Raw genomic sequence first — 23,664 nt, forward strand, 5'->3', positions numbered from 1 at the left:
GGCACGTACTCCTCCGTCTGTCCGTCCGGGCTAGTGTACGGCAGCACAACCTGGTGAGACGCTGGTCCGGGAGGGGTCGACCGAACCGTTACCGAACGGTGTCGACAGTCCCCGTCCGGGGGTCGTTCAGTTGCCGTCCATCGGGGCGTCGGTCGGGTCGATGCCGTCGTTCGGGTCGGTCGTGGGCTCCTCGGTGGGCTCGGTCCAGGTGACCTGCGCCCCGGGCGACGAGTCGGAGACGACCGCGGTGCCGGACTGCGGCGACTTGCACGTCACCTTGTACGACAGGGTCACCGTGCCGGACTGCGCGGCCGCGACGGTGACCGCCGTGCCGGAGGTCGAGCCCGAGCTGCTGCCGTTCGACGGGACCGTGCCGTTGTCGATCGTGTACGTGTAGCTCACGTCGGAGTACCCGGCGGGGCACTTGTCGTAGGACGGCCAGCTGAACGTGACGCGGCCGGAGTCGCTCACGGACCCACCGGTGGCACGCTCGGGCGCCTCGGCGGTCAGCACGTCGCCGAACGCCTTGATCGTCACCGTCGTGCCCTGCTCGAGGCTGCCCTCGGGGCTGAGTGACTCGACGGTACCGACCTGGTCGGAGGACGTCGCGTTCGAGCCGGCGACGACCTCGGCGACCAGGCCCCGACCGCGGAGCTGGTTCGCGACCTGCTCCGCGTTCTGGCCCGTGTAGTCGGCTGCCGACACCGTCACGCGGGTGTCGACCGGCGTCTGGGACGGGGTCTCCGACGGGGTCTGCGACGGACGCGGGGTCTTCGAGGCGGAGTTCGACGGGCTCGGGTCGGGGTCAGCCGGGTTGTTCAGGGCGTACACACCGAAGCCACCGGCGATGGCGAGCACCACGACGATGCCGACGACCCACCAGATCCAGGCGCGCTTCTTCTTCGGTTCCTCGGGGTCGTCGGTCGCCGGGGAGCGCGGTCCGACGGGTCCACCGGCACCGCCGGCGGCTGCACCGGACTGGGTGCCGAGCAGTGCCGTGGCAGCGTCGTTGCCCTGACCCTGCGGCGGGTTGAACGCGACGGTGCCGCCCTGGGCGATGGCGGGGACGGCGACGGTGGCCGCCGCGACGTCACCACGGCGGAGCGCCTGTGCGGCGCGCGCCAGGTTGGCGGCGGTGGCGGGACGATCGGCGGGCTTCTTCGCGATGCACGAGATCACGAGGGCGGCGACGGGCTCGGGGATGTCCCCGGGCAACGCCGGCGGCTGCTCGTTGATGTGCGCCATCGCGATCGCGACCTGCGACTCGCCCGTGAAGGGACGACGACCCGCCAGGGCTTCGTACGCGACGATCCCGAGCGAGTAGATGTCGGTCGACGGCGACGCCGGGTGCCCGCTCGCCTGCTCAGGCGAGAGGTACTGCACGGTGCCCATGACCTGGCCGGTCGCGGTGAGCGGGACCTGGTCGGCGATGCGTGCGATGCCGAAGTCGGTGATCTTGACGCGGCCGTCCGGCGTGATGAGCAGGTTGCCGGGCTTGATGTCGCGGTGCACGAGACCGACCGCGTGCGCGGCCTGCAGGGCGTTCGCGGTCTGCGCGACGATGTCCAGGACCTTGTCGACCGGCAGCGTGTGCTCGCGCTCGATCATGGTCGAGAGCGCTTCGCCGGGGACGAGCTCCATCACGAGGTAGGCGCTGCCGTCCTCTTCGCCGTAGTCGAAGACGTTGGCGATGCCCTCGTGGTTGACGAGCGCAGCGTGGCGGGCCTCGGCGCGGAAGCGCTCGAGGAACCCGGGGTCGCCGAGGTACTCGTCCTTGAGGATCTTGAGTGCGACGGTTCGGCCGATGACGAGGTCGGTGGCCTGCCACACCTCTCCCATGCCGCCGATGGCGACCCGGGACGAGAGCTGGTACCGCCCACCGAAGGTGAGTCCGCTGGTGGGTCTCATTTGTTCAGCACCGCCTCCATGACTTTCTTCGCGACCGGGGCCGCGACTGTGTTGCCGACTCCCGACTGGCCGAGCCCGCCGCCGTCTCCGACGACGACCGCCACGGCGACCTCCGGGTCCTTCGCGGGCGCGAACCCGGTGAACCAGAGGGTGTAGGGATCGCCTGTTCCGCCCTCGGCCGTGCCCGTCTTCCCTGCGACGTCGACACCGTCGATCTTGGCATTCGTTCCGGTCCCGGCGTTCACGACGCTCTGCATGGCCTCGGTGAGGTCAGCGGACTCGGAGGAGGACAGCGGATCACTGTACTGCCTCGGGGAGAAGGACTCGACCGTCTTCAGGTCGCTCGTGGTGATCGAGTCGACGAGCGAGGGCTGCATGACCTTGCCGCCGTTCGCGATGCCGGCCGACACCATGGCCATCTGCAGCGGGGACACCCGGACGCTCGCCTGGCCGAACGCGCTGAGCATGAGCTGCGCGGTGGAGTCGACCTCGGGGTACTGGCTGGCGGTCGCGGACATCGGGACCTCGATGGCGTCACCGAAGCCGTACTTGTCGGCCATGCTCTTGATCGCGTCGTACCCGAGCTTCTGTCCGAGCTCGGCGAACGGGATGTTGCACGAGTACTGGATGGCCGTGCGGAGCTTGACCTTGTCGCCGCCGCCGCACGTGCCACCCTCGGCGTTGTTGATGTACGAGCTCGTGCCGGGGAGCTGTAGGCGCGACGGGTTCGGGAACGTCGAGTCGAGGTTGTACTTTCCGCCCTCGAGCGCCGCCGATGCCACGACGAGCTTGAAGACGGACCCGGGCGTGTACAGGTCGCCGCCGATCGCGCGGTTCTGCAGCGGGGACGACGAGGCGCCGAGCAGGGCGTCGTACTGCTCCTTGACCTTCGCGGTGTCGTGCGAGGTGAGGGTGTTCGGGTCGTAGCTCGGCTTCGAGACCATCGCGAGGATCTTGCCGGTCTTCGGCTGGATGGCCACGACGGCGCCGCTGTTCGTGCCGAGGGCGTCGTACGCGGCCTGCTGCACGGCGGGGTCGATCGTCAGGTTGACGTTGTCGCCCTGGACGTCCTGGCCGGTGAGGATCGAGTTGAGGTTCTGGAAGAACGAGGCGTCGGAGTTGCCGGAGAGCACGGTGTTCTCCGCGCTCTCGATGCCGGTGTTGCCCTGGCCGATGGTGAAGTACCCGGTGACCGCCGAGTACAGGTCGCCGTTCGTGTACTTGCGCTGGTACTCGTACTGGTCGTCCACCGGGGTCGACTCGGCGATCGGGCTGCCGTCGACGAGGATCGCACCGCGCTTGGTCGAGTAACTGTCCAAGATGGTGCGTGAGTTGCGGGAGTCGGCGCGGAGCGTGTCCGCCGAGAAGAACTGGATCGAGGTCGTCGACACGAAGAGTGCGACGAACATGAGCACGATGACGGTCGAGACACCGCGGAGCTGTCGGTTCATCGACGACGCTCCTTCCTGGTCGCGCGCGCGGACCGCCCGCTCGCGGCGGGGATCGCGCCCTGCTGGACGCGTTGTTCGGCTGGGATGGAATCGGTGAGTCGCAGCAGCATCGCGGCGATGATCCAGTTGGCGATGAGCGAGGAACCACCCGCGGCCATGAACGGCGTGGTCAGGCCGGTCACCGGGATCACGCGGGTGATGCCACCGACGACGACGAACACCTGCAGGGCGATCACGAAGCCGAAGCCGACGCCGAGCAGCTTGCCGAAGTCGTCCTGCGCCATGAACCCGACGCGGATGCCGCGCGAGGCCAGCACGATGAAGAGCGCCAGGATCGCGAAGACGCCGATCAGGCCGAGCTCCTCGCCGAGTGAGGCGATGATGTAGTCCGCGTTGGCGACGGGCGTGATGTACGGGCGCCCCTGGCCGAGGCCGGTGCCCGTGATGCCGCCGTTCGCGAAGCCGAACAGTCCCTGCACGAGCTGGTAGCTCGCCTGGGTGTCGCGGCTGAAGACCTCTTGGTTGAACGGGTCGAGCCACTGCTCGAACCGGCCGTGCACGTACTCGAGGACGCTCTGCGCGACCAGGGCGCCGCCGACGAACAGCACGAGGCCGATGGCCACCCAGCTGATGCGCGCGGTCGCGACGTAGATCATCACGAGGAACAGGCCGAAGTACAGCAGCGCCGTGCCGAGGTCGCGCTGGAAGACGAGGACCGCCATCGCGGCGCCCCACATCACCAGGATCGGGCCGAGGTCGCGGGCACGCGGGAACGTCATGCCGAGGAATCTCTTGCCGACGATCGACAGCGAGTCGCGCGCGGTGACGAGGTACCCGGCGAAGAAGAGCGCCATGGTGATCTTCGCGAGTTCGCCCGGCTGGAACGAGAACGGTCCGACGCGGATCCAGACCCGTGCTCCGCCGGGTGCGTAGCCGATGCCGGGGAGCATCGGCAGCAGGAGCAGCGCGATCGTCAGGAACATGAAGATGTAGCGGTAGCGCTGCAGGAACCGGTGGTTCCGGACGACCAGCAGCGTGATGATCGCCAGGACCATCGCGAGCATCGTCCAGACGATCTGCTTCACACCGATGGCGTCCCAGCCGGTCAGGCCGTTGTGGACGTCGATGCGGTAGATCTCCGCGATGCCGATGCCGTTCAGGACGAGTGCGACCGGCAGGACGAACGGGTCGGCGTTCTTGGCGACGACCCGCAGCACGACGTGCATCACGAGCCCCAGCCCGAGGATGCCCCCGCCGACCCACAGCACCGAGGTGTCGAACAGTCGCCCCTTGGTGCCGAGCTGCACGAGCACCATCGCGCCGGCGCAGATGCCGCAGGCGATGACGAGCAGCACGAGCTCGAGGTTCCGAGCACGTGCGGGTTCACGGAGCTTGATCGTGATCGCCTGCGTGAACGACTGGGCGGTGGCGTTGCTCATCGCGAGCCCCGGGTCGGGGACGGGGAGGGCGTCGACGACCGGGTCGGTGACGGCGAGGGTGACGAGGTGGATCCGCCGTCACCGCCGGTACCGGCTTGGTCCTGCCCGGTCTCGGCGGCCTTCCGCAGTCGGTCGACGATGTCCCGCGCGTCGTCGAGCGACTGCGCGTTGATCGTCGAGCGGACGTTCTCGCGGGTGTAGTCCGGGAGCATCGACACGGTGATGTCGGTGTCCTCGTAGACGTCCGACAGCGCCAGTGGTCCGATCGACTGCTGGACGCCCTTGTAGATCGCGACCGTGCCGCGGTCGGTGCCGACGTAGTAGTGGTCCTGGGTGATCCGCCAGCCGAGGAACACGGCCCCGACCAGGGCAGCGACCGCCACCACGAGCGCGACCGTCCACGAGACCCGACGTCGGATGCGGCGTCGGCGGTCCTCGGCGATCAGCTCCGCGAAGAACTGGTCGGACTCGGGCTCGAAGTGCGAGTCCTCCGGGGCGGTGGTGACCTTGAGCGGGTGCAGCAGGATCGTGGGGAGGCGGATCGGCTTGCGACCGGTCGACGCCTCGAAGGTCAGGGGAGCGGCCGCGGACCCGACGGTGGTGGCCGCGTCGTCGTCGTCGTCGACCTCGTCCGCGGTGACGTCCATGACGACGACGGTGACGTTGTCGGGGGCACCGTGGTCGAGGGTCTCCTTGACCAGGCGCTGCGTGACCTGGTTGGCGTCCATGTTCGACGCCAGGGCGTGCCGGATGCGCTCTTCGGCCAGGTACGACGACAGGCCGTCGGAGCACAGCAGCCAGCGGTCGCCCGGTTGGATGTCCATGATCGCGGTGTCGACCTCGGGTGCGGCATCCACGTCGCCGAGCACCCGCATGAGCACCGAGCGACGGGGGTGGACCGCGGCTTCCTCCGGGGTGATCCGGCCGCTGTCGACCAGGCGCTGCACGAAGGTGTGGTCCGACGTGATCTGCTGCAGCTCACCGTCACGGTGGCGGTAGATGCGCGAGTCACCGATGTGCGCGATCGCGATCTGCTCGCCGACCCGGATCATCGCGGACACCGTGGTGCCCATGCCGGTCAGTTCCTGGTGCTCGAAGACCGTCTCGGTGATGAGCTGGTTCGCGGCGATCAGGGCCGACTGCAGCGCGAACTCGGCGTCGTGGGCCGAGGGGAACTCGCGGTCTACCTCCCTGATGCGCCGGATCGCGATCGCCGAGGCGACGTCGCCGCCGGCGTGCCCACCCATGCCGTCCGCGACCGCGAACAGGTGCGCCCCGGCGTAGCCGGAGTCCTGGTTGTTCGCGCGGATGCGGCCCACGTGGGACACAGCGGCGCTCAACGTGCGAGCGGTCATGCCGGGTTACCGCCGCAGCTCGAACGTCGTCGTCCCGATCGTGATCGGCGTGCGCTCCGCGACGATCAGGGGAGCGCTCACCTTCTGACCGTTGACGAAGGTGCCGTTCGTGGACTCGAGGTCGGTGAGGAGCCAGCCGTCGGCGCGCAGGTCGAGCCGGGCGTGGTTGGTCGAGGTGTAGTCGTCGCGGATCACGACGTTGGACTCGCTGGAGCGGCCGATCGTGATCGGCCCGCCGCCGAGTGGCATCTCCATGCCCTCACGCGCGCCCTCGGTGATCACGAGGCGCACCGCTGCCGGCGAGGGCGACTGCGTCGCCGCCGTGGGTTGCCCGATGAGGTCGGTGAACGCGCCACCCGAGGCCGCTGCCGGCGCCGCCGCTGCGGGGATCGTCGGGGTCGTCGGGCCGGAGGGAGCCGACTTGGAATCCGTGGGGATCGTGCGCACGCGCTGGCCGAAGAGATCACTGCGCAGGGCGAAGACGATCACGAAGACGAACAGCCAGAGCACCGCGAGGAACGCGAAGCGCAGGACGAGCAGGGTCAGGCCTGTGGTCATCGAGCACCTCCGTCGTTCTCCGGGATCACCCGGAACACCATACGGGTACGACCGATCTCGATGGTGGAGTCCGGCTCCACGATCGCCTGTTGGAAGTGCTGTCCGTTCAGCTTCGAGCCGTTCGTAGAGCCCAGATCCGTGGCCTGGGCGTGCTTGCCGTCCCACAGGACCTCGACGTGCTTCCGGCTCGTCCCGGTGTCCGCGATGGTGATGTCGGCGTCGCTGCCGCGGCCGATCACGGTGCGTCCGCGCTGCAGGCGGTGGCGCTGCGAGCCGATGTCGAGCACGGCGATCCAGGCGACGTCGCGCTGCACCGTGGTGGAGTCGATCTGCAGGATGCCGGTCGACAGGGTGCCGTCCTGCTGCAGCCGGATGGTGACCGGTCCGGAGAACGAGTAGTTCTGCGCGACGGCGTGCTGGTGGGCCATCTGCGTGAGTTCGTCGATGAGCGGACGACCGACGTCGTTCATGCGCGTGAAGTCCGGCGGCGCGAGGCGCACGGTGAACTCGTTCGGCACCAGGATGCGCTCTCGCGACACCACGGCGGCCTTCGTGTCGAGCTCACGGCGCAGGGCGCTGGAGATCTCGACCGGCTGCACACCGGAGCGGAAGGTCTTCGCGAACGCGCCGTTCACGGCGCGCTCCAGCCCTCGCTCGAAGTTGTCCAGCAGGCCCATGTGTCTCCAGAGTCGTCGGTCGTCAACCACTGCATGGTAGTGGTTGGCGCAGGGGGCAGTCTGTGCGTGGTAGTGTTTTGGGGCTGGCGCGAGTGGCGGAATTGGTAGACGCGCACGGTTCAGGTCCGTGTGCTGGAAACGGCGTGGGGGTTCAAGTCCCCCCTCGCGCACCAGGCGAAACAGCGAAAGGCCCCGGAGGAATCCGGGGCCTTTCGTGTTCCCCCAGGTCCGCCGGGGGCGGCCGTCGCCGGTGGGCGGATCAGGTCCGATCAGCGTCCGTCGCGTGGTCGGGATCCGGCCAGGAGGCGCGGCTCGACCCCGACACGCCGGGTCCGGAGAACCCGTGGTCGGTTCTTCCCGCATCACTGCGGGCGAAGAACGGGCGCGCGCTGGGCAGGAAGAGGAGGACCGCGGCGACGACCGACAGCGCGATCGTCAGGAGTCCGAGTTCGCCGCTCGTGAGGCTGAGCACCGCACGGGCCACGGCGACGACGACCAGCACGATGCGTGCCACCCGCGACCCGGCGGCCATGCGGAGGACCGCCCACCCGACGAGTCCCCAGACCACGACCGCGACGAGCACCGTCAGGACCGTGCCGATGGCGTTGCTGCCCGTTCCCGCCACGAACTGCAGGACGGTCGCCACCAGGCAGACCGCGACCCAGACGAGCCAGAGCACGAACGACACGGTGACGACCTGCGGTCGGTCCGGGCGACGGGCGAACAGTGTCCTGGTCATGGCTGCACGGTACCGGGCGGGCAGGTCGTACGAGCAGCCGCCCCGCTAGCGTGACCAGGTGACCGATGATCGTGCAGCAGCCCCTCGTCCCGGTGTCGACGTCCCCGATGCCCGTGGGCGGACCGGACTCGACGCCGTCGGCCGTGACCTCGACCGCAACCCCGACGTCGTCGTGCGGGACGTCGAGGTCGTGTCGGACGGCTGGCACGTGCTCCGTCGCACCACGCTCGACGTCCGGCGCCGGGACGGCCGGTGGGACCGGCAGCAGCGGGAGACCTACGACCGCGGGAACGGTGCCACGGTGCTGCCGTACGACGCCGAGCGCGGTACCGTCCTGCTCACGCGGCAGTTCCGGTGGCCGGCGTACGTGAACGGGCACCCGGACGGCATGCTCATCGAGGCGGCGGCGGGGCTGCTCGACGAGGACGACCCCGAGACCGCCGTCCGACGCGAGGCCACCGAGGAGCTCGGCATCCGGCTGGGCGACCTGGTGCGCGTCGGCGACGTCTTCATGAGCCCCGGTTCGGTCACCGAGCGTGTCCACTTCTACGTCGGTGGCTACACACCGGCGGACCGGGTCGAGGCGGGCGGCGGGGTCGAGGACGAGGGCGAGGACATCGAGGTGCTCGAGCTGGCACTCGACGAGGCCCTCGCGATGGTCGAGGACGGCCGGATCGCCGACGGCAAGACGATCATGCTGCTGCAGTGGGTGGCACTGCGGTCAGCGGCACCGCGGCGGGTGTCACCCCGACAGGGCTGAGCCGTCCAGGCCCACCGCTCGGGCGATCGTCGCGCGGACCAGGCCCTCGCGGGTCGGGCGGTCGAGGTAGTCGACCAGTGCGTACCCGTTGGTGGCGTCGACGAGCGCGAAGAGCAGGCGTCCCACGCCGTCCGGGTCGTCGGTCCGCAGCACGCCCGCGCGCACCCCGTCGACGACGACCGTGGTCGCGAGGAGCTGCCAGTCGTCCATGACGTCCCGTGCCGCGGTCGCCAGTGCCGCGTTCGTGCGGCCGATGCTCCACGCGTCGGCCCACAGGGTGGCGACGTCGTCGCGCGCGGGATCGGCGATGCAGCCGAGCAGGGTGCGGAGGCCGGAGACGGGGTCGGGCGCAGCGGCGACGATCGCGCGGACCTCGGCGACCTCGGCTGTCGCGACGGTGCGGAACGTCTCGCCGACCAGGTCCTCCATGCTCGGGCGGTAGTGGGCTACGAGCGACGGCGCGACCCCGATCACGGCGGCGACTCCGCGGAGCGTCACCGCCGCGAGGCCCTCGGCGCGCGCTAGGTCGACGGCGGCCGCCGCGATCTGGGATCCGCGTTCGGCCGGGCTCAGGCGCCGGCGGGCCGGTGTCGTCGGCATCGTCCCACCGTATCCGCGCGTCACGCGCCCTCGACGACGAAGGCCGCCCACAGGTCGGCACGGGTCGCGAAGACGGTGAGGTCGCGGTCGAGGAGCCGGCCGGCGTGCTCGACCCGGGAGCGTGCGGTGTGGCGGTGGATGCCGAGCACCTGGGCGGCGCGGTCGTACTCGCAGTTCTGCTCGAGCCAGGCGCGGACGGTGCGGGTGAGCTCGGTGCCCGCCGACCGGTCGTGTTCGAGCAGGGGAGCGAGGAACGCGCGGGCGACGGCGCCGGCGTCCACGTCGACGTGGGCCAGGTGTGCGAGGACGCCTTCCCGGGCGAGGTCGCCGAACTCGGTGGTGCCCGGTCGTCCTTCGCGCCGACGGTCCAGGGCCTGCACGGCCTCGGTGCGAGCGCGGCCGAACGACCGGTACGCGGCACCGTCCGACAGGCCGGCCCGGAGGTCGAAGCGCCCGACCAGTTCCTCGACGATCGCGGTGTCGTCGGCGCTCACGCACAGGAAGAGGGCGTCGTCGACGGCGAAGAAGAGCTGTCCGGGCCGGTCCTGCACCCACAGTTCGAGCAGGTCGACGACGGTGTCGAGGTCGTGGTCGTCGACGTCGAGGGCCGCGATCCGGACTGGTTCGGCGGGCAGGGGACCCCACACCTCGCGCGACGTCGACTGGACCACCTCCGGATCGCCGACCGAGAGCATGGTGAGCAGGCCGGTGCGCAGGAGCCCGCGAGCCCGGGCCAGCTCACGGTTCTGCTGCAGCGCGAGTCCGGCGAGGGCGATGACGGACGTCACCACCTCACGACCGGCGCGGTCGAGCGCACCGCCGTTCGCGATCGCGAGCACGCCGCTCAGGTGGCCCCCGCTGCCGAGGGTCTGCAGCGTGAACCCGGTGTGGTGCTCGGTCGTCACCGGCAGGCTCGCCCGCTGTCCCGCGCGCAGCAGGCGCAGTGCCTCGGTCCGGAGCAGCTCGAGGTCCTGCGCGGGCACGCCGTCCGCCGGGTGCCCACGGTCCAGGCGCCCCGACACGTCGAAGAGCCCGACCCAGCCGTCGAGCTGCCCCGAGAGCTCGGCGATCGTGGCGCCGAGTCCGTCCGGGCGCATCGCCGCGAGCGAGATCGCCCGCTGTGCGGCGAGGGCCCAGGCGTTCCGGGCGTTCGCGTCGCGGGCGACCGCTTCGGCGTTCGCCTGCGCGACCGCGATGAACGAGGTCTCGTAGGGCACCTCGAACAAGGGGAGTCCGTACTGCGAACAGGCGGCGACGAGGGCGTCCGGGGTGCCGGCGCGGACGACCTCGGTGCCGAACCCGAGTGCGACGACGCCCCGCTCGACGAGTCGGCGGACGTAGGGGCCGGCGACGTCCTCCGGGACCTCGGCCTCGGCGCCGAACTGGGTGCCCGTGGTCAGCAGTCCCTGCCCGTCGGCCAGGAACGGTGTCGGGTCCTCGAGGTCGGAGCTGTGCAGCCACGACAGCGGTGCGTCGAGGGCGTCCGTGTCCGCGTCGGTCAGCGGGCGGAGGCGGAGGTCGGCACGGTGCAACAGGGAACGCAGCGTCGCGGGCATGGGAGCACCTTATCCACCGGGGCGATCGGGCCGGTGCTCGATGTACACGGTGGACAGCCGCCGTGGTCACCGCAGGCTCCTACCATCGCCGCATGTCCTCCACCGCAGCACCCTCGATCAGTGCGCCCACCGGCGGCCCCTCGCTGCCCCAGGAACGACGGCTCGTCACGGCCGTCCCCGGCCCGCGATCACGCGAGCTCATGGCGCGGAAGGCCGGAGCCGTCGCGGCCGGGGTCGGGGTCGCCGTGCCGATCGCCGTCGTCGCAGCCGGTGGCGGGGTCGTCGTGGACGCGGACGACAACTCGTTCGTCGACCTGGGGTCCGGGATCGCCGTGACCAGCGTCGGCAACGCGCACCCCGCCGTCGTCGCCGCGGTCACCGAGCAGGTCGCTGCCTTCACCCACACGTGCTTCACGATCGCCGCCTACGACGGGTACGTCGCGGTCGCCGAGGCGCTCAACCGGCTGACCCCCGGTGACCACGACAAGCGCACGGCGCTGTTCAACTCCGGCGCCGAGGCCGTCGAGAACGCCGTGAAGATCGCGCGCAAGCACACCGGTCGGCAGGCCGTCGTGGTGTTCGACCACGCGTACCACGGCCGCACGAACCTCACGATGGCGCTCACCGCGAAGAACCAGCCCTACAAGGACGGCTTCGGCCCGTTCGCGCCCGAGGTCTACCGGGTGCCGATGTCCTACCCGTTCCACGACGGCCTCTCCGGGTCCGAGGCGGCGAAGCGCGCGATCAGCCAGATCGAGAAGCAGGTCGGCGCGGCGAACACCGCGGCGCTGCTCATCGAGCCGATCCAGGGGGAGGGCGGCTTCGTCGTCCCCGCGCCCGGGTTCCTCGCCGCCCTGTCCGAGTGGACCACGGCGAACGGCGTCGTGCTCATCGCCGACGAGGTGCAGACCGGCTTCGCGCGCACCGGGTCGATGTTCGCGAGCGAGCACGAGGGGATCGTGCCGGACGTCGTCACGACCGCGAAGGGCATGGCCGGCGGTCTGCCCCTGTCCGCCGTGACCGGGCGCGCCGAGATCATGGACTCCGCGCACGTCGGCGGGCTCGGCGGCACCTACGGCGGCAACCCGATCGCCTGCGCCGCCGCCCTCGCCGCGATCGACGCGTTCGAGCACGACGGGCTGATCGACCGAGCCCGCGAGATCGGGGACGTGCTGCTCGGACGACTCCGTGCCGCGCAGACGACCGACCCGCGGATCGGTGACGTCCGCGGACGCGGCGCGATGGTCGCGATGGAACTCGTGGATCCCGCCACCGGAGAACCGGACGCCGCACTGACCGGGAAGGTGGTGCGGTCCGCGTTCGAGCACGGCGTCATCGCGCTGACCGCCGGCACGTACGGCAACGTCGTCCGGTTCCTGCCCCCACTGTCGATCGACGACGCCCTGCTCCACGAGGGACTCGACGTCGTCCTGGAAGGACTCGCAACAGCATGACCACCGGCACCACCACCGCCCCTGCGGCCGACCGCACCGACGCCGAACGCGAGCTGCTCGCTCGCGTCCCCACGGGCCTCCTGGTCGACGGCGCATGGCAGCCGTCGGCCGACGGCCGGACCTTCGCCGTCGTCGACCCCGCCACCGGCGAGAGGCTGCTCGACATCGCCGACGCAACCCCCGAGGACGGTGTCCGAGCCCTCGACGCCGCGGAAGCAGCCAAGTCGGGCTGGGCGAGCACACCGCCGCGGCACCGCGCCGAGCTGCTCCGTCGCGCGTTCGACCTGCTGCAGGAACGGCGCGAGGAGTTCGCGCTGCTCATGACGCTCGAGATGGGCAAGCCGCTCGCCGAGGCCCGCGGCGAGGTCGCGTACGGCGGGGAGTTCCTGCGCTGGTTCTCGGAGGAAGCGGTCCGGATCGGCGGCTCGTACGGCACCAACCCGGAGGGCACCGGCCGTGCCACCGTCTCGCACAAGCCCGTCGGCCCCGCGTTCCTCATCACGCCGTGGAACTTCCCGCTGGCGATGGCGACCCGGAAGATCGCACCGGCGCTCGCCGCCGGGTGCACCGTCGTCGTGAAGCCGGCCGAGCTCACGCCGCTCACGACCCTGCTCTTCGTCGACCTGCTGCGCGAGGTCGGTCTGCCCGCCGGGGTGGTCAACGTGGTCCAGACCACGCGGGCCGCCGACGTCTCCGCGCCGGTGATCGCCGACCCCCGGCTCCGGAAGCTGTCGTTCACGGGCTCGACGCCGGTCGGACGCACGCTGCTCGCCCAGGCGGCGCAGAACATGCTCCGGACGAGCATGGAGCTCGGCGGCAACGCCCCGTTCCTGGTGTTCGCCGACGCCGACCTCGACCTGGCCGTGGAGGGCGCGCTCGCCGCCAAGTTCCGCAACACCGGGCAGGCCTGCACCGCCGCGAACCGGTTCCTGGTGCACGAGGACGTCGTCGACGAGTTCACGCGCCGGGTCACCGAACGTGTCGAGGCCATGCGCGTCGGACGCGGCACCGAGGACGGCGTCGCCATCGGACCGCTCATCGACGACCGTGCCGTCGACAAGGCGCACCGCCTGGTCACCGACGCGCTCGACCGCGGGGCGACGCTCCGCACCGGCGGACACCCGGTCGACGGCCCCGGCACCTTCTACGCGCCCACGGTCCTGGCCGACGTGCAGCCCGGCAGCGACTTGCTCCGCGACGAGATCTTCGGACCCGTCCTGGCGATCCGGACCTTCCGGACCGAGGACGAGGCCGTGGCCGCCGCCAACGACACCGAGTACGGTCTGGTCGGCTACGCGTTCACCGAGGACCCGGCCCGCGGCCAGCGCCTGATGGAGCGGCTCGAGACCGGCATGCTCGGACTCAACACCGGGGTCGTCTCGAACGCGTCGGCCCCGTTCGGCGGGGTGAAGCAGTCCGGCCTCGGCCGCGAGGGCGGCGGCGAGGGCATCGCCGAGTACCTCGAGACCATGTACACGCTGACCCCGGACCCGTTCCGGAGCACCACCACCGAAGGAGCAGCACGATGATCGAGAGCGACGTCGTCGTCATCGGAGCCGGTGTCACCGGCCTGACCGCCGCGAACCGCCTGCGCGCCGCGGGGCTCACCGTCACGGTGCTCGAGGCGCGCGACCGCGTGGGCGGCCGCACCTGGACGAACGACATCGACGGGGTCACGCTCGAGATCGGTGGCCAGTGGGTCTCGCCCGACCAGACCGCGCTGCTCGAGACCCTCGACGAACTCGGGCTCGACACCTACGACCGGTACCGCGAGGGCTCCAGCGTCTACGTCGACGCCGAGGGCACCCGCACCGAGTACACCGGCGACATCTTCCCGCTGCCCGAGGCGACGGCGAACGAGATCGAGCGACTCGTGACGGTCGTCGACGAGTACGTTGCGGCGGTCGACCCCGCGCGCCCCTGGGAGTCCCCGCACGCGGCGGCACTCGACGAGATCTCCTTCCGTGCCTGGCTGCACGCGCTGAGCGACGACCGCGTCGCCACCGACAACGTCGAACTGTTCATCGCGGGCGCCATGCTCACGAAGCCGGCCCACACGTTCTCGGCACTGCAGGCCCTGCTGATGGCTGCCTCTGCCGGGAGCTTCACGAACCTGGTCGACGCCGACTTCATCCTCGACAAGCGCGTCGTCGGCGGGATGCAGCAGGTGTCGGAGCGGCTCGCGGAGCGCCTCGGTGACGCCGTGCACCTGAACGCGCCGGTGCGCACCCTGCGCTGGACCGACGACGGGGTCGTCGCGTTCGCCGACGGCGGCCTCGAGGTCCACGCTCGGCAGGCGCTCGTCGCCGTGCCGCCGCCCCTGTACTCGCGGATCTCGTACGAACCCCCGCTGCCCCGTCGCCAGCACCAGCTGCACCAGCACCTGTCGATGGGCTTCGTCATCAAGGTGCACGCCGTCTACGACCGGCCGTTCTGGCGCGGCGCCGGGCTCTCCGGCACCGCGTTCAGCCCGTACGAGGTCGTGCACGAGGCGTACGACAACACCGAGCACGGCTCGGAGCAGGGCACGCTCGTCGGGTTCGTCTCCGACCAGCACGCCGACGACCTGTTCGCACTGTCGGTCGAGGAGCGGAAGGCCCGAGTGCTCGGTTCGCTCGCGCACTACTACGGCGACGAGGCCCTGCGCCCGGTCGTCTACTACGAGAGCGACTGGGGCACCGAGGAGTGGACCCGCGGCGCCTACGCGGCGAGCTTCGACCTCGGCGGGCTCGTCCGCTACGGCGCCGACCAGCGTGCAGCCGTCGGTCCGATCCGGTTCGCGTCGAGCGACCTGGCCGGGCAGGGGTACCAGCACGTCGACGGTGCGGTGCGGATCGGGCGCGAGGTCGCGGCAGAGATCCTGGCCGTGGTCCCGCAACCGGCGGTGCGGTAGTCCCACACCGACGAGGGACGGGAGGCGCGGTGCGAGCCAGCACGGTGCCTCCCGTCCGCCGTCGCGTCCAGACCGCACCATCGCTTGCGTGACCCCGCACGTCGCGGTCCACGGGCGGACCGGCCGTGCCAGCCGGGCCTACGTTGCGGATCATGCACCGTCGCATCCACCTGATCGCGCTGTCCACCGTCGGGCTGCTCGTGAGTCTCCTCGTCGCGCCCGCCACGGCGTCCGCCGTCGGCACGTCCATCGTGCCGACACACCTCCCGTACCCGTCCACCGGAACCACAGCCATCGGCACCGGCATCGACGGCACGAACCAGAACGCTCAACTCACCGAGACGCTCCCGGCCGCCGTCGCCCGCAGCTGGCGCAACGCTCCTCCGACCTGCCCGCAGAGCAACGGGATGACCGCATCGACCATCAGCGTCACCAAGACCTTCACGATCGTGGACGAGACCGGGTACCAGTGTTCCTACGTCTCGGCGTACCTGACCACGACCGGAGCGTTGCAGTGGCGCAAGCGCTACCACCTCGCCTTCTCGGCGACCGTCACCGACGGCAAGGTGTTCGTGCTGCACGACCTCCCCGACACCGGGGGATCGCGGGTGGACGCCCTGTCGGCGCGGACCGGCGGGGTGCTCTGGTCGGCGCAGCAGGGCATCTCGGCGGACCAACGCGAGAGCGTCGGTTCCGGGCTGGTCGCCCGCTCATCGAGCGTGCTGTCGGCCGCTACCGGGAAGCCGGCGTTCGACCTCGGGATGCGGTTCGGTGAACACGGCCAGACGCTGATCTCCGGCGGGCGGCTGTACCTGGCTGGCGATGGAGGCGTGCAGGCGTTCGACACGAGGGGGAAGCAGGTGTGGGCGACGAGGTACCCGGCCGGTGGCTACGGGTACTCCGCGAACGTCAACGGGTCGATGCCGTCGCTCCACGAGGGGCTCTTGTACACACCGGGCACGGTCACCACGGTGTTCGGAGCGAAGACAGGCCGGATCGTCCGGACCCTGCCGCCGTCGGCGACCTCGTGGGCCTTCGACGGGAGGGTCGGGTTCGCGACCACGACCGGTACGGCGGCCGTCCCCGCCACGGGCGGCGCGTCCGGCACCCCGGCAGTGCCCGCGACCCTGCGGGCATTCGACCTGACGTCCGGGAAGGTGCTCTGGACGCGCGCACTGCCCCTCGTCGGCGGATCAGGTCAGGCGCCCTCGGAAGCCAGCGCCGCGCCGGTCGTCGCGAACGGGATCGTGTGGCTCGCCCACACGGCGGACTCGGGCAGCCCCACAGGGATCCTCGCCGTCGACGAGCGGACCGGAGCCGTGCGCAACTCGATCGTCGACGCCTGCTCCGCAGGCGGTGGCACCGGCAACCTCGTCGTGGCGCAGCACCGTCTGTTCGTGTCGACAGGGTGCGGTGTCCAGTCGTACGTCCCCAGCCGGTGACGCGTACCGTCCCGGCCATGAGCGACACGACGGCGAACGGATCCAGCGACCCCAGCGAGGCCGAAGCGCAGTACACCGAGGACCTGCCGGACGGGTCACCCACGGGCGACGCGACGAAGGACCCCGCGCAGGACAGTGACACGGACTCCGGCGGCGAGCCCGCCGACCCGCAGCAGTAGCGGCGACCCGAGATCGGACAGGAGGCCCGTGGCGAGACCGCCCCGGGCCTCCTGTCCGTGGTCCCGTCAGTCCAGGGCGACGAGCCGCTCGGCGGCGGAGCGCGCCGCCACGGCCCACGGCCGCGACGGATCGGCCTGGGCGCTCGCCATGGCACCGTCGTAGAGGACGCACAGCTGGAGCGCTGACCAGTCCACGTCCGCAACACCTGCTTCGGTGAGCAGCGTTCGGAAGAGGCCGCGCACCCAGTCACGGTGTTCGAGGGTGATCGCGTGCGTCGGGCGGTCGTCCCCGTACTCCGCCTCGGCGTTGATGAACGGGCAGCCGCGGTACCCGGGCTCGTCGAACCACTCGCCGAGCATGTCGAACACCGCTGCGATCCGCCCTCTGGCGGATGACGCGCGCCCTGGGAGTTCGGCGGAGACGTGCTCCTGCCAGGCACGACTCCGCCCCTGCAGGTACCCGACGACCAGGTCGTCCTTGGTCCGGAAGTGCGTGTAGAGGCTGGCCTTCGAGATGTCGGCCTCGGCTGCGACCTGGTCGACGCCCACCGCACGGATGCCCCGTTCGTAGAACAGTCGGTCCGCCGTCGCGACGGCACGTTCGTACGCGGGACGGCGACGGGTCCTCGGTGCGGGCTGCTCGGACATGACGTTGACTTTACCGCACCGATCTGTACAGTTACCAGCACCGAACCGAACTGATCTGTTCAGATAGGATCTCCACAATGCCCAAGACCGCCCTCATCACCGGCGCCACCAGCGGCATCGGCCGCGCCACTGCCGAACTCCTCGCCGCCCGCGGGATGCACGTCATCGTCTCCGGCCGCAGCGCCGATCGCGGCGAGACCGTCGTCCGCGCGATCCGTGCCGCCGGAGGGAGCGCCGACTTCGTCGCGGCGGAGCTCCGCGGCGAGACGAGCGCGAAGGACCTGGCCGCCCGAGCGCTCGAACTCGGAGGCGGCCACGTCGACGTGCTGGTCAACAGCGCCGGTGTCTTCCCCTTCGGGCCGACCGCCGAGACCAGCACGGACGGGTTCGACGAGGTGTTCGACATCAACGTCAAGGCACCGTACTTCCTGGTCGCGGCGCTGGCGCCCGCCATGGCCGAACGGGGTGCGGGAGCGATCGTGAACGTCACCACGATGGTCGCGGAGTTCGGTGCCGCGGGGATGGGCCTCTGCGGGGCGAGCAAGGCCGCGCTCGTCCTGCTGACCAAGTCGTGGGCCGCCGAGTTCGGGCCGGCCGGGGTCCGGGTGAACGCGGTCAGCCCCGGACCGACCCGCACCGAGGGGACCGCTGCGATGGGCGAGAGCCTCGACGCGCTCGCGGCCGGTGGCCCCGCCGGACGACCGGGGACCGCGAACGAGATCGCCGAGGCGGTCGTCTTCCTGGCGTCGGACGCCGCGTCGTTCGTGCACGGCGCGGTCCTGCCGGTGGACGGCGGGCGGATCGCGGTCTGAGACCGCACCACCAGACGGTCGGGAGGCCCGTGGCGGATCCGCCACGGGCCTCCCATCCGACGTGGAGCCGGGTCCAGAGCGTCCGTCAGCCGATGCGGATCAGCTTCTTGTTGACGAACTCGTCGGCCCCCAGGGGGCCGAGCTCGCGGCCGAAGCCGCTCGCCTTGACGCCACCGAACGGCAGTTCGGGGCTGTCCGCGCCGACGATGTTGACGTAGACCATGCCGGCCTCGAGCCGGTCCGCGACGCGGAGGGCCTGGTCGGCGTCGGTAGTGAACAGGTACGAGCCGAGGCCGTACGGGGTGTCGTTGGCGAGTGCGACGGCGGCGTCCTCGTCGGTGACCCGGTACACGGCGGCGACGGGGCCGAAGAACTCCTCGCGGTACGCGTCGTTGTCCGGCGTGACGTCGGTCAGGATCGTCGGCACGAAGGCGTTGCCCTGGCGGTCGCCACCGGTGACGACGGTCGCACCCTGCGCGACGGCGGACGCGAGCTGCTCCTGCAGCCGGTCCGCGGCGGTCGGGGACGACAGGGGGCCGAGCTCGGCACCGGGCACGGACGGGTCGGTCGGCGAGACCGCCGACATGGCCGTCGTGAACTTCGCCAGGAAGTCGTCGTACAGGTCGTCCACCACCAGGAACCGCTTCGGGGCGTTGCAGACCTGCCCGTTGCCCTCGAGGCGGGTGGTGACGGCGGACTCGACGACGGAGTCGAGGTCGTCGGTGGACAGCACGATGAAGGGGTCCGACCCACCGAGCTCGAGCACGACCTTCGTGAGGTTCCGGCCGGCGATCTCGGCGACGGCGGCGCCGGCGCGGGCGGACCCGGTCAGCGAGACGCCCTGCACGCGCGGGTCGGCGATGACGTCGGCGGCCTGGTCGTTCGTCGCGAAGACGTTCGTGTACGCGCCCTCGGGGAACCCGGCGTCGTGGAAGATCCGCTCGATCGCCAGGGCCGACTCGGGGCACTGCGGTGCGTGCTTGAGCAGGACCGTGTTGCCGACGAGCAGGTTCGGACCGGCGAACCGGGCGATCTGGTAGGCGGGGAAGTTCCACGGCATGATGCCGAGCAGCACGCCGATCGACGACTTCCGGATGAAGGCGCTGCCCTCGGAGCCGTCGGCCAGGGTGATCGGCTGGTCGGCGAGGAACTCCTCGGCGTGGTCGGCGTAGTAGTCGTAGATGTCGGCGCAGAAGTCCACCTCGCCCTCGGCCTGGTCGATCGGCTTCGCCATCTCGCGCACGATCGTGGCGGCGAGGTCGGCGTGACGCTCCCGGTACAGGTCCGCGACGCGGTGGAGCAGGGCCGCGCGCTCGGCGACGGTGCTGCTGCTGGACCACGTGCTGTGCGTGTGGTCCGCGGTGGTGACGGCGGCACGGAGCTCGTCGTCGGTGATGGTCGGGAACGTCTCGAGGGTCGTGCCCGTGGTGGGGTCGGTGACGGCGTACATGGCGTCCTCTCGTGGTGGGTCAGGCCTGGTCGGTCAGCTGCTTGTTCACGCCGGTGACCGGCTGGTTCTCGTCGAAGCTCTTCGGCAGCACCCGGAAGCCCTTCGTGATGACGAGCAGGTAGGCGAAGCCGATCGCGGCCCACACTCCTCCTGCGATCAGTGCGTCGGCGTGGAGCTGCGACCAGAGCACCCCCGTCAGGACCATCGCGAGGCCGGGCAGGACGATGTACTTCCACCGGTCACCCGCGGTGTGGCGACGACCCTGCCGGACGGCGAAGTGCACGATGACGCTCGCGTTGACGAAGGTGAAGGCGACGAGCGCGCCGAAGTTGATGTACGACGAGATGGTGTCGAGCGAGAAGCTCATCGCGAGCAGCGTGACCGCGCCGACGAAGACCACGTTGAACACCGGGGTGTGCGTGCGCGGGTTGACGTAGCCGAACACCCGCTTCGGCAGGACGTTGTTCCGGCCCATCACCATGAGCATGCGGGCGACGCTCGCGTGCGACGCGAGCCCCGACGCCAGCGCGGCGACGAACCCGGCCGACACCAGGACCGCCTGGAACACCGGGCCACCGACGAGCAGGCCGATCTGGGGCAGCGGGTCGTCGGTGAACTCGCCGAACGGGGTGTTCGTCGGGAACCGCAGCTGCGCGAAGTACGCGGACACCAGGAAGATCGCGCCACCGAGCAGCACCGTCAGCATGATCGCCTTCGGCATGATCCGGATCGACTTCGCCTCTTCCGTGTACATCGTCACGGCGTCGAAGCCGATGAACGAGAAGCAGACCACCGTCGCACCGGTGAGCAGGGCGGACATCGTCACGCCGTCGTGCACGAACGGCTCGGTGCTCGCGATCGTGCCGGCTCCGGCACCGTGGACGAGCTCGATGACGGTGAAGACCACGAACGCGATCATCGCCAGGATCGCGCCGATGAGCAGCACCATGTTGAGGTTCGACGTGCCACGCATCGACAGGCAGATCACCGTCGTCACGAACACCGTGTAGACGACGACCGTCACCCACGACGGCAGCGCCGGGAACACCTGCTCCAGGTAGAGCCGGATGATCAGGGCGTTCACCATCGGCAGCAGCAGGTAGTCGAGCAGGGACGCCCAGCCGACCATGAACCCGAGGTTCGGGTGCATCGACTCCCGCACGTACGTGTAGGCCGAACCGGCTGCCGGGTAGACCCGGACCATCTTCCCGTAGCTGATCGCCGTCAGGGCCATGATGACCAGCGCGATCAGGTACGCGCTCGGCACGGCGCCGTCGGTCTGCCCGGAGACGATGCCGAAGGTGTCGAACACCACCGTCGGGGTCATGTAGCCGAGGCCCAGGCCGACGATCGCCCAGAGTCCGAGGCTCCGCTTCAGGGAACCGCCGCGCGCAGGTGTTGCCGGTGCTGTCGGTGTGGGGACCGCGGTCGGTGATGCCATGTGCGTGGACTTCCCTGCTGGGTCGGGGGACGGGCAGCGCCGGAGCTGGGCTGGGCAGCGTCGCCCGGACTGGTTCGGAGCAACATACCGATGTGCGAGTGCTCGGTGGACCGGCCGCGGTGTACAGACGTCGGGCAGTTGCTGTACACCGCGGCGATGGCTCAGACCGCCGGCTGTTGCTGCGTGATGCAGTGCAGGCCGCCGCCGCGCGCGAAGACCGGACGAGCGTCGATCGAACGCACCTGACGACCCGGGTACACGTCGGCGAGGATGCCGCGGGCGCGGTCGTCGGCAACGGCGTCACCGAACGCACAGGCGATCACGGCGCCGTTCACCACCACGTGGTTGACGTAGTTCCAGTCGACCGGGCCGTCGTCGTCGGTCAGGGTCGACGGGGCCGGCAGTTCGACGATGGTCGCGTCCGTGGCCTGCTCGAGCGCCCGACGGATCTGCGGCATCACCAGGTGGTCCGGGTGGCCGGCGTCGGGCTGCGCGTGCAGCAGGACGGTGCGGGACGTCGTGGTGGCGCTGGACGCGCTGGTGGCGCTTGAGGCGGTGGTGGCGCTGATGTCGCTGGTGCCGCTCGGCGCGCCCGCGAACGTCGCGACCATGTCGACGTGGCCTCGGGTCCCGAACCCGTCGTAGTCACGGGTCAGGCCGCGGGGCAGCCAGACCACGTTCGTCGCGCCGATCGTCCGGGCGAGCTCGAGTTCGACGCGCTCGCGGTCGGCGTACGGGTTCCGTCGCGGATCGAGCTGCACGGTCTCCGTCACCAGGACCGTTCCCGTGCCGTCGACGTGGATCGCCCCGCCCTCGTTCACGAGCAGTGACGGGATCCGCCGTGCAGCGGTGGCGGCCGCGACCGTGGCGGCGACCTCGGCGTCACGGGTCCACGTCGACCAGGAGTTCGCGCCCCAGCCGTTGAAGACCCAGTCCACGGCGCCGAGCTCGCCGGTCACGTCGTCGACGACGAACGTCGGCCCGATGTCGCGCATCCAGAAGTCGTCGAGGGGCGCTTCGAGCACCTCGACCGCGGTCGACAGCAGGCGACGAGCGTCGGCTCGCGCGACCGGGTCCACGACGATCGTGACGGGCTGGTGCTCGCTGATCGTGTTGGCGGTGGTCGCCCACGTCCGTCGCGCCGCCTCGGCGCTCGCCGCGTCGTCACCGAGCGTCAGGCCGGGGCGCGGGAACGCCATCCAGGTGCGTTCCTGCGGAGCCGTCTCGGGAGGCATCACCCACGTCATGCGCGCACCTCCGGTCCGGCGTCGGTCGCCGCCACCCCGATGGCCGCGTCGATCGCATCGCGTGCGCCGTACGCGTGGCGGTCCTCGTCGACCGGGGCGACGAGCCCCGCGTAGAGGTCGGGGCGACGGGTCACGTAGAAGGGGAACAGTCGGAGCCACTCCGTCCGGGCTTCGAGGTCGAGGTCCGCCACGAGCACCGCGTCGGCGTCACGCGGTGCGTCGGCGAGGACGCGGCCGAACGGGTCCGAGATGAAGGACGACCCGTAGAAGGTGATGTCGCCCTCGTCGCCCCAGCGGTTCGGGACGACCATGAACTGGCCGGCGGTGATGCCGTTCGCGACGATGACCTGCCGCCAGATCGGAGCGGTGTCGAAGTCCGGGAACGTCGGCTCGGAGCCGATCGCCGTCGGGTACACCAGGACCTCGGACCCGGCGAGGCCGTAGGACCGGGCCACCTCGGGGAACCACTCGTCCCAGCACGTCGGCAGTCCGACGCGTGCGCCGAGACCCGCCGGCTCGTACACCGGGAAGGCGTCGTCGTCCGTCCCCGGGCGGAAGTACGTGTCCTCGTAGTAGCCGGCGCTGATCGGGATGTGGGTCTTGCGGGTCCGACCGACCAGGGTGCCGTCGGGGGCGACGAGGACGGCGGTGTTGTAGCCGCGGGGGTCGTCGGGCTGGTCGTCGTCGGCAGGGCGCTCGTACAGCGAGGCGTGGACGAACACCCCGTGCTCGATCGCCTGTGCGCGGGCGAAGGTGACCGTCGGGCCGTCCTCGAGCGACTCGGCGAGGTCTTTCGGGACACCACTGGCCGGAGTGTCGCCGGGGTAGCGGCGCAGGGTGAGCTCGGGCAGGAACACCGCCGCGGCGCCGTTGGCCGCCGCGGTGGCGATGCCGTCGGCGAGTTGTGCTCGGTGGGCAGCGGGGTCTTCGAGCCAACGCACCTGCACGAGGGCGACGCGGGTCGAGCGGCGGGGGGTGCCGGTGTCCTGGTGCAGGGGAGACGGGTGCGGGGGAGCGATGACGACGTCCATCCCGCCATTGTTGATCGCATGGTC

At 70.8% G+C, this 23,664-nt stretch carries 21 protein-coding genes and 1 tRNA gene; 8 read left to right on the top strand and 14 right to left on the bottom strand.

Going from position 1 to position 23,664, the window contains the following annotated elements:
• Positions 1-126: 126 nt before the first annotated feature.
• The 6 genes from HQQ88_RS07480 to HQQ88_RS07505 are packed head-to-tail and all read right to left on the bottom strand — an operon-like array spanning position 127 to position 7,388.
• Entirely contained in the window at positions 127-1,908 is a 1,782-nt protein-coding gene (locus tag HQQ88_RS07480; protein ID WP_173169059.1) for a serine/threonine-protein kinase, read from the bottom strand.
• Positions 1,905-3,359, bottom strand: coding sequence for a penicillin-binding protein 2 (locus tag HQQ88_RS07485; RefSeq protein WP_111083694.1), 1,455 nt, complete (start codon positions 3,357-3,359; stop codon positions 1,905-1,907). Before HQQ88_RS07485 ends, HQQ88_RS07480 begins: the two co-directional genes overlap by 4 nt.
• Positions 3,356-4,798 carry an FtsW/RodA/SpoVE family cell cycle protein gene (locus HQQ88_RS07490; RefSeq protein WP_173169060.1) on the bottom strand — a complete coding sequence of 481 codons (1,443 nt, stop codon included), beginning with the start codon at positions 4,796-4,798 and terminating at the stop codon, positions 3,356-3,358. Before HQQ88_RS07490 ends, HQQ88_RS07485 begins: the two co-directional genes overlap by 4 nt.
• Positions 4,795-6,153 (bottom strand): Stp1/IreP family PP2C-type Ser/Thr phosphatase, encoded by a 1,359-nt coding sequence (locus HQQ88_RS07495; RefSeq protein WP_111083696.1) that lies wholly within the window; start codon positions 6,151-6,153, stop codon positions 4,795-4,797. Before HQQ88_RS07495 ends, HQQ88_RS07490 begins: the two co-directional genes overlap by 4 nt.
• A 6-nt stretch (positions 6,154-6,159) precedes the next feature.
• Positions 6,160-6,711 carry an FHA domain-containing protein gene (locus HQQ88_RS07500; RefSeq protein ID WP_111083697.1) on the bottom strand — a complete coding sequence of 184 codons (552 nt, stop codon included), beginning with the start codon at positions 6,709-6,711 and terminating at the stop codon, positions 6,160-6,162.
• Complete coding sequence (locus HQQ88_RS07505) at positions 6,708-7,388, bottom strand: DUF3662 and FHA domain-containing protein (protein WP_123292929.1); 681 nt, start codon at positions 7,386-7,388, stop codon at positions 6,708-6,710. Before HQQ88_RS07505 ends, HQQ88_RS07500 begins: the two co-directional genes overlap by 4 nt.
• Positions 7,389-7,474: 86 nt before the next feature.
• On the opposite strand from HQQ88_RS07505, the gene HQQ88_RS07510 reads away from it, so the two are divergent.
• Positions 7,475-7,561, top strand: a tRNA-Leu gene (locus tag HQQ88_RS07510).
• An 86-nt stretch (positions 7,562-7,647) separates the two neighbouring features.
• On the opposite strand, the gene HQQ88_RS07515 is transcribed toward HQQ88_RS07510, so the two are convergent.
• Complete coding sequence (locus tag HQQ88_RS07515) at positions 7,648-8,127, bottom strand: hypothetical protein (protein WP_173169061.1); 480 nt, start codon at positions 8,125-8,127, stop codon at positions 7,648-7,650.
• Between the two features lie 58 nt (positions 8,128-8,185).
• Between HQQ88_RS07515 and HQQ88_RS07520 the strand changes: the two genes are divergently transcribed.
• Positions 8,186-8,887, top strand: a complete 702-nt coding sequence (locus HQQ88_RS07520) for an NUDIX domain-containing protein (RefSeq protein WP_173169062.1) — start codon at positions 8,186-8,188, stop codon at positions 8,885-8,887.
• On the opposite strand, the gene HQQ88_RS07525 is transcribed toward HQQ88_RS07520, so the two are convergent.
• Both HQQ88_RS07525 and HQQ88_RS07530 read right to left on the bottom strand, forming a co-directional pair.
• Positions 8,870-9,487 (bottom strand): TetR family transcriptional regulator, encoded by a 618-nt coding sequence (locus HQQ88_RS07525; RefSeq protein WP_132099244.1) that lies wholly within the window; start codon positions 9,485-9,487, stop codon positions 8,870-8,872. The two genes, HQQ88_RS07520 and HQQ88_RS07525, sit on opposite strands and share 18 nt — an antisense overlap.
• 20 nt (positions 9,488-9,507) lie before the next feature.
• Positions 9,508-11,043 (bottom strand): PucR family transcriptional regulator, encoded by a 1,536-nt coding sequence (locus tag HQQ88_RS07530; protein ID WP_173169063.1) that lies wholly within the window; start codon positions 11,041-11,043, stop codon positions 9,508-9,510.
• 92 nt (positions 11,044-11,135) lie between these two features.
• On the opposite strand from HQQ88_RS07530, the gene gabT reads away from it, so the two are divergent.
• The 5 genes from gabT to HQQ88_RS07555 all read left to right on the top strand — a co-directional run bounded on the left by gabT (position 11,136) and on the right by HQQ88_RS07555 (position 17,011).
• A complete protein-coding gene (gene gabT, locus HQQ88_RS07535) occupies positions 11,136-12,497 on the top strand; it encodes a 4-aminobutyrate--2-oxoglutarate transaminase (protein WP_173169064.1) in 1,362 nt (453 codons plus the stop codon).
• Entirely contained in the window at positions 12,494-14,026 is a 1,533-nt protein-coding gene (locus HQQ88_RS07540; protein ID WP_173169065.1) for an NAD-dependent succinate-semialdehyde dehydrogenase, read from the top strand. The genes gabT and HQQ88_RS07540 overlap by 4 nt, the downstream gene beginning before the upstream one ends.
• On the top strand, positions 14,023-15,390 hold the full coding sequence (locus HQQ88_RS07545; RefSeq protein WP_173169066.1) for an NAD(P)/FAD-dependent oxidoreductase: 1,368 nt from the start codon (positions 14,023-14,025) through the stop codon (positions 15,388-15,390). Before HQQ88_RS07540 ends, HQQ88_RS07545 begins: the two co-directional genes overlap by 4 nt.
• A gap of 152 nt (positions 15,391-15,542) precedes the next feature.
• Positions 15,543-16,832: a PQQ-binding-like beta-propeller repeat protein gene (locus HQQ88_RS07550; RefSeq protein WP_173169067.1), complete on the top strand. Its 1,290-nt coding sequence runs from the start codon at positions 15,543-15,545 to the stop codon at positions 16,830-16,832.
• A 17-nt stretch (positions 16,833-16,849) separates the two neighbouring features.
• Positions 16,850-17,011, top strand: a complete 162-nt coding sequence (locus HQQ88_RS07555) for a hypothetical protein (RefSeq protein WP_159572952.1) — start codon at positions 16,850-16,852, stop codon at positions 17,009-17,011.
• Positions 17,012-17,077: 66 nt separating this feature from the next.
• Here HQQ88_RS07555 and HQQ88_RS07560 read toward each other — a convergent pair whose 3' ends face one another.
• Entirely contained in the window at positions 17,078-17,659 is a 582-nt protein-coding gene (locus tag HQQ88_RS07560) for a TetR/AcrR family transcriptional regulator (RefSeq protein WP_123292920.1), read from the bottom strand.
• Positions 17,660-17,736: 77 nt separating this feature from the next.
• Here HQQ88_RS07560 and HQQ88_RS07565 point away from each other — a divergent pair, with 77 nt between their 5' ends.
• Positions 17,737-18,471 (top strand): SDR family oxidoreductase, encoded by a 735-nt coding sequence (locus tag HQQ88_RS07565; RefSeq protein ID WP_173169068.1) that lies wholly within the window; start codon positions 17,737-17,739, stop codon positions 18,469-18,471.
• 85 nt (positions 18,472-18,556) lie between these two features.
• Here the strand turns inward: HQQ88_RS07565 and HQQ88_RS07570 are convergent, their stop codons facing one another.
• The 4 genes from HQQ88_RS07570 to HQQ88_RS07585 all read right to left on the bottom strand — a co-directional run bounded on the left by HQQ88_RS07570 (position 18,557) and on the right by HQQ88_RS07585 (position 23,640).
• Entirely contained in the window at positions 18,557-19,921 is a 1,365-nt protein-coding gene (locus HQQ88_RS07570) for an NAD-dependent succinate-semialdehyde dehydrogenase (protein ID WP_173169069.1), read from the bottom strand.
• A 19-nt stretch (positions 19,922-19,940) separates the two neighbouring features.
• Positions 19,941-21,362: an APC family permease gene (locus HQQ88_RS07575; protein WP_123937135.1), complete on the bottom strand. Its 1,422-nt coding sequence runs from the start codon at positions 21,360-21,362 to the stop codon at positions 19,941-19,943.
• 161 nt (positions 21,363-21,523) lie between these two features.
• Positions 21,524-22,609, bottom strand: coding sequence for an agmatine deiminase family protein (locus HQQ88_RS07580; RefSeq protein ID WP_173169070.1), 1,086 nt, complete (start codon positions 22,607-22,609; stop codon positions 21,524-21,526).
• Positions 22,606-23,640, bottom strand: a complete 1,035-nt coding sequence (locus HQQ88_RS07585; RefSeq protein WP_173169071.1) for a nitrilase-related carbon-nitrogen hydrolase — start codon at positions 23,638-23,640, stop codon at positions 22,606-22,608. Before HQQ88_RS07585 ends, HQQ88_RS07580 begins: the two co-directional genes overlap by 4 nt.
• Positions 23,641-23,664: the final 24 nt, after the last annotated feature.

Origin of the sequence: Curtobacterium sp. VKM Ac-2861, assembly GCF_013204965.1 — a bacterium.
Lineage (GTDB): Bacteria > Actinomycetota > Actinomycetes > Actinomycetales > Microbacteriaceae > Curtobacterium.

Coding starts and splice junctions, on each gene's coding strand:
- HQQ88_RS07480 (WP_173169059.1), bottom strand. CDS start 1,908: ATGAGACCCACCAGCGGACTCACCTTCGGTGGGCGGTACCAGCTCTCG.
- HQQ88_RS07485 (WP_111083694.1), bottom strand. CDS start 3,359: ATGAACCGACAGCTCCGCGGTGTCTCGACCGTCATCGTGCTCATGTTC.
- HQQ88_RS07490 (WP_173169060.1), bottom strand. CDS start 4,798: ATGAGCAACGCCACCGCCCAGTCGTTCACGCAGGCGATCACGATCAAG.
- HQQ88_RS07495 (WP_111083696.1), bottom strand. CDS start 6,153: ATGACCGCTCGCACGTTGAGCGCCGCTGTGTCCCACGTGGGCCGCATC.
- HQQ88_RS07500 (WP_111083697.1), bottom strand. CDS start 6,711: ATGACCACAGGCCTGACCCTGCTCGTCCTGCGCTTCGCGTTCCTCGCG.
- HQQ88_RS07505 (WP_123292929.1), bottom strand. CDS start 7,388: ATGGGCCTGCTGGACAACTTCGAGCGAGGGCTGGAGCGCGCCGTGAAC.
- HQQ88_RS07515 (WP_173169061.1), bottom strand. CDS start 8,127: ATGACCAGGACACTGTTCGCCCGTCGCCCGGACCGACCGCAGGTCGTC.
- HQQ88_RS07525 (WP_132099244.1), bottom strand. CDS start 9,487: ATGCCGACGACACCGGCCCGCCGGCGCCTGAGCCCGGCCGAACGCGGA.
- HQQ88_RS07530 (WP_173169063.1), bottom strand. CDS start 11,043: ATGCCCGCGACGCTGCGTTCCCTGTTGCACCGTGCCGACCTCCGCCTC.
- gabT (WP_173169064.1), top strand. CDS start 11,136: ATGTCCTCCACCGCAGCACCCTCGATCAGTGCGCCCACCGGCGGCCCC.
- HQQ88_RS07540 (WP_173169065.1), top strand. CDS start 12,494: ATGACCACCGGCACCACCACCGCCCCTGCGGCCGACCGCACCGACGCC.
- HQQ88_RS07545 (WP_173169066.1), top strand. CDS start 14,023: ATGATCGAGAGCGACGTCGTCGTCATCGGAGCCGGTGTCACCGGCCTG.
- HQQ88_RS07550 (WP_173169067.1), top strand. CDS start 15,543: ATGCACCGTCGCATCCACCTGATCGCGCTGTCCACCGTCGGGCTGCTC.
- HQQ88_RS07555 (WP_159572952.1), top strand. CDS start 16,850: ATGAGCGACACGACGGCGAACGGATCCAGCGACCCCAGCGAGGCCGAA.
- HQQ88_RS07560 (WP_123292920.1), bottom strand. CDS start 17,659: ATGTCCGAGCAGCCCGCACCGAGGACCCGTCGCCGTCCCGCGTACGAA.
- HQQ88_RS07565 (WP_173169068.1), top strand. CDS start 17,737: ATGCCCAAGACCGCCCTCATCACCGGCGCCACCAGCGGCATCGGCCGC.
- HQQ88_RS07570 (WP_173169069.1), bottom strand. CDS start 19,921: ATGTACGCCGTCACCGACCCCACCACGGGCACGACCCTCGAGACGTTC.
- HQQ88_RS07575 (WP_123937135.1), bottom strand. CDS start 21,362: ATGGCATCACCGACCGCGGTCCCCACACCGACAGCACCGGCAACACCT.
- HQQ88_RS07580 (WP_173169070.1), bottom strand. CDS start 22,609: ATGACGTGGGTGATGCCTCCCGAGACGGCTCCGCAGGAACGCACCTGG.
- HQQ88_RS07585 (WP_173169071.1), bottom strand. CDS start 23,640: ATGGACGTCGTCATCGCTCCCCCGCACCCGTCTCCCCTGCACCAGGAC.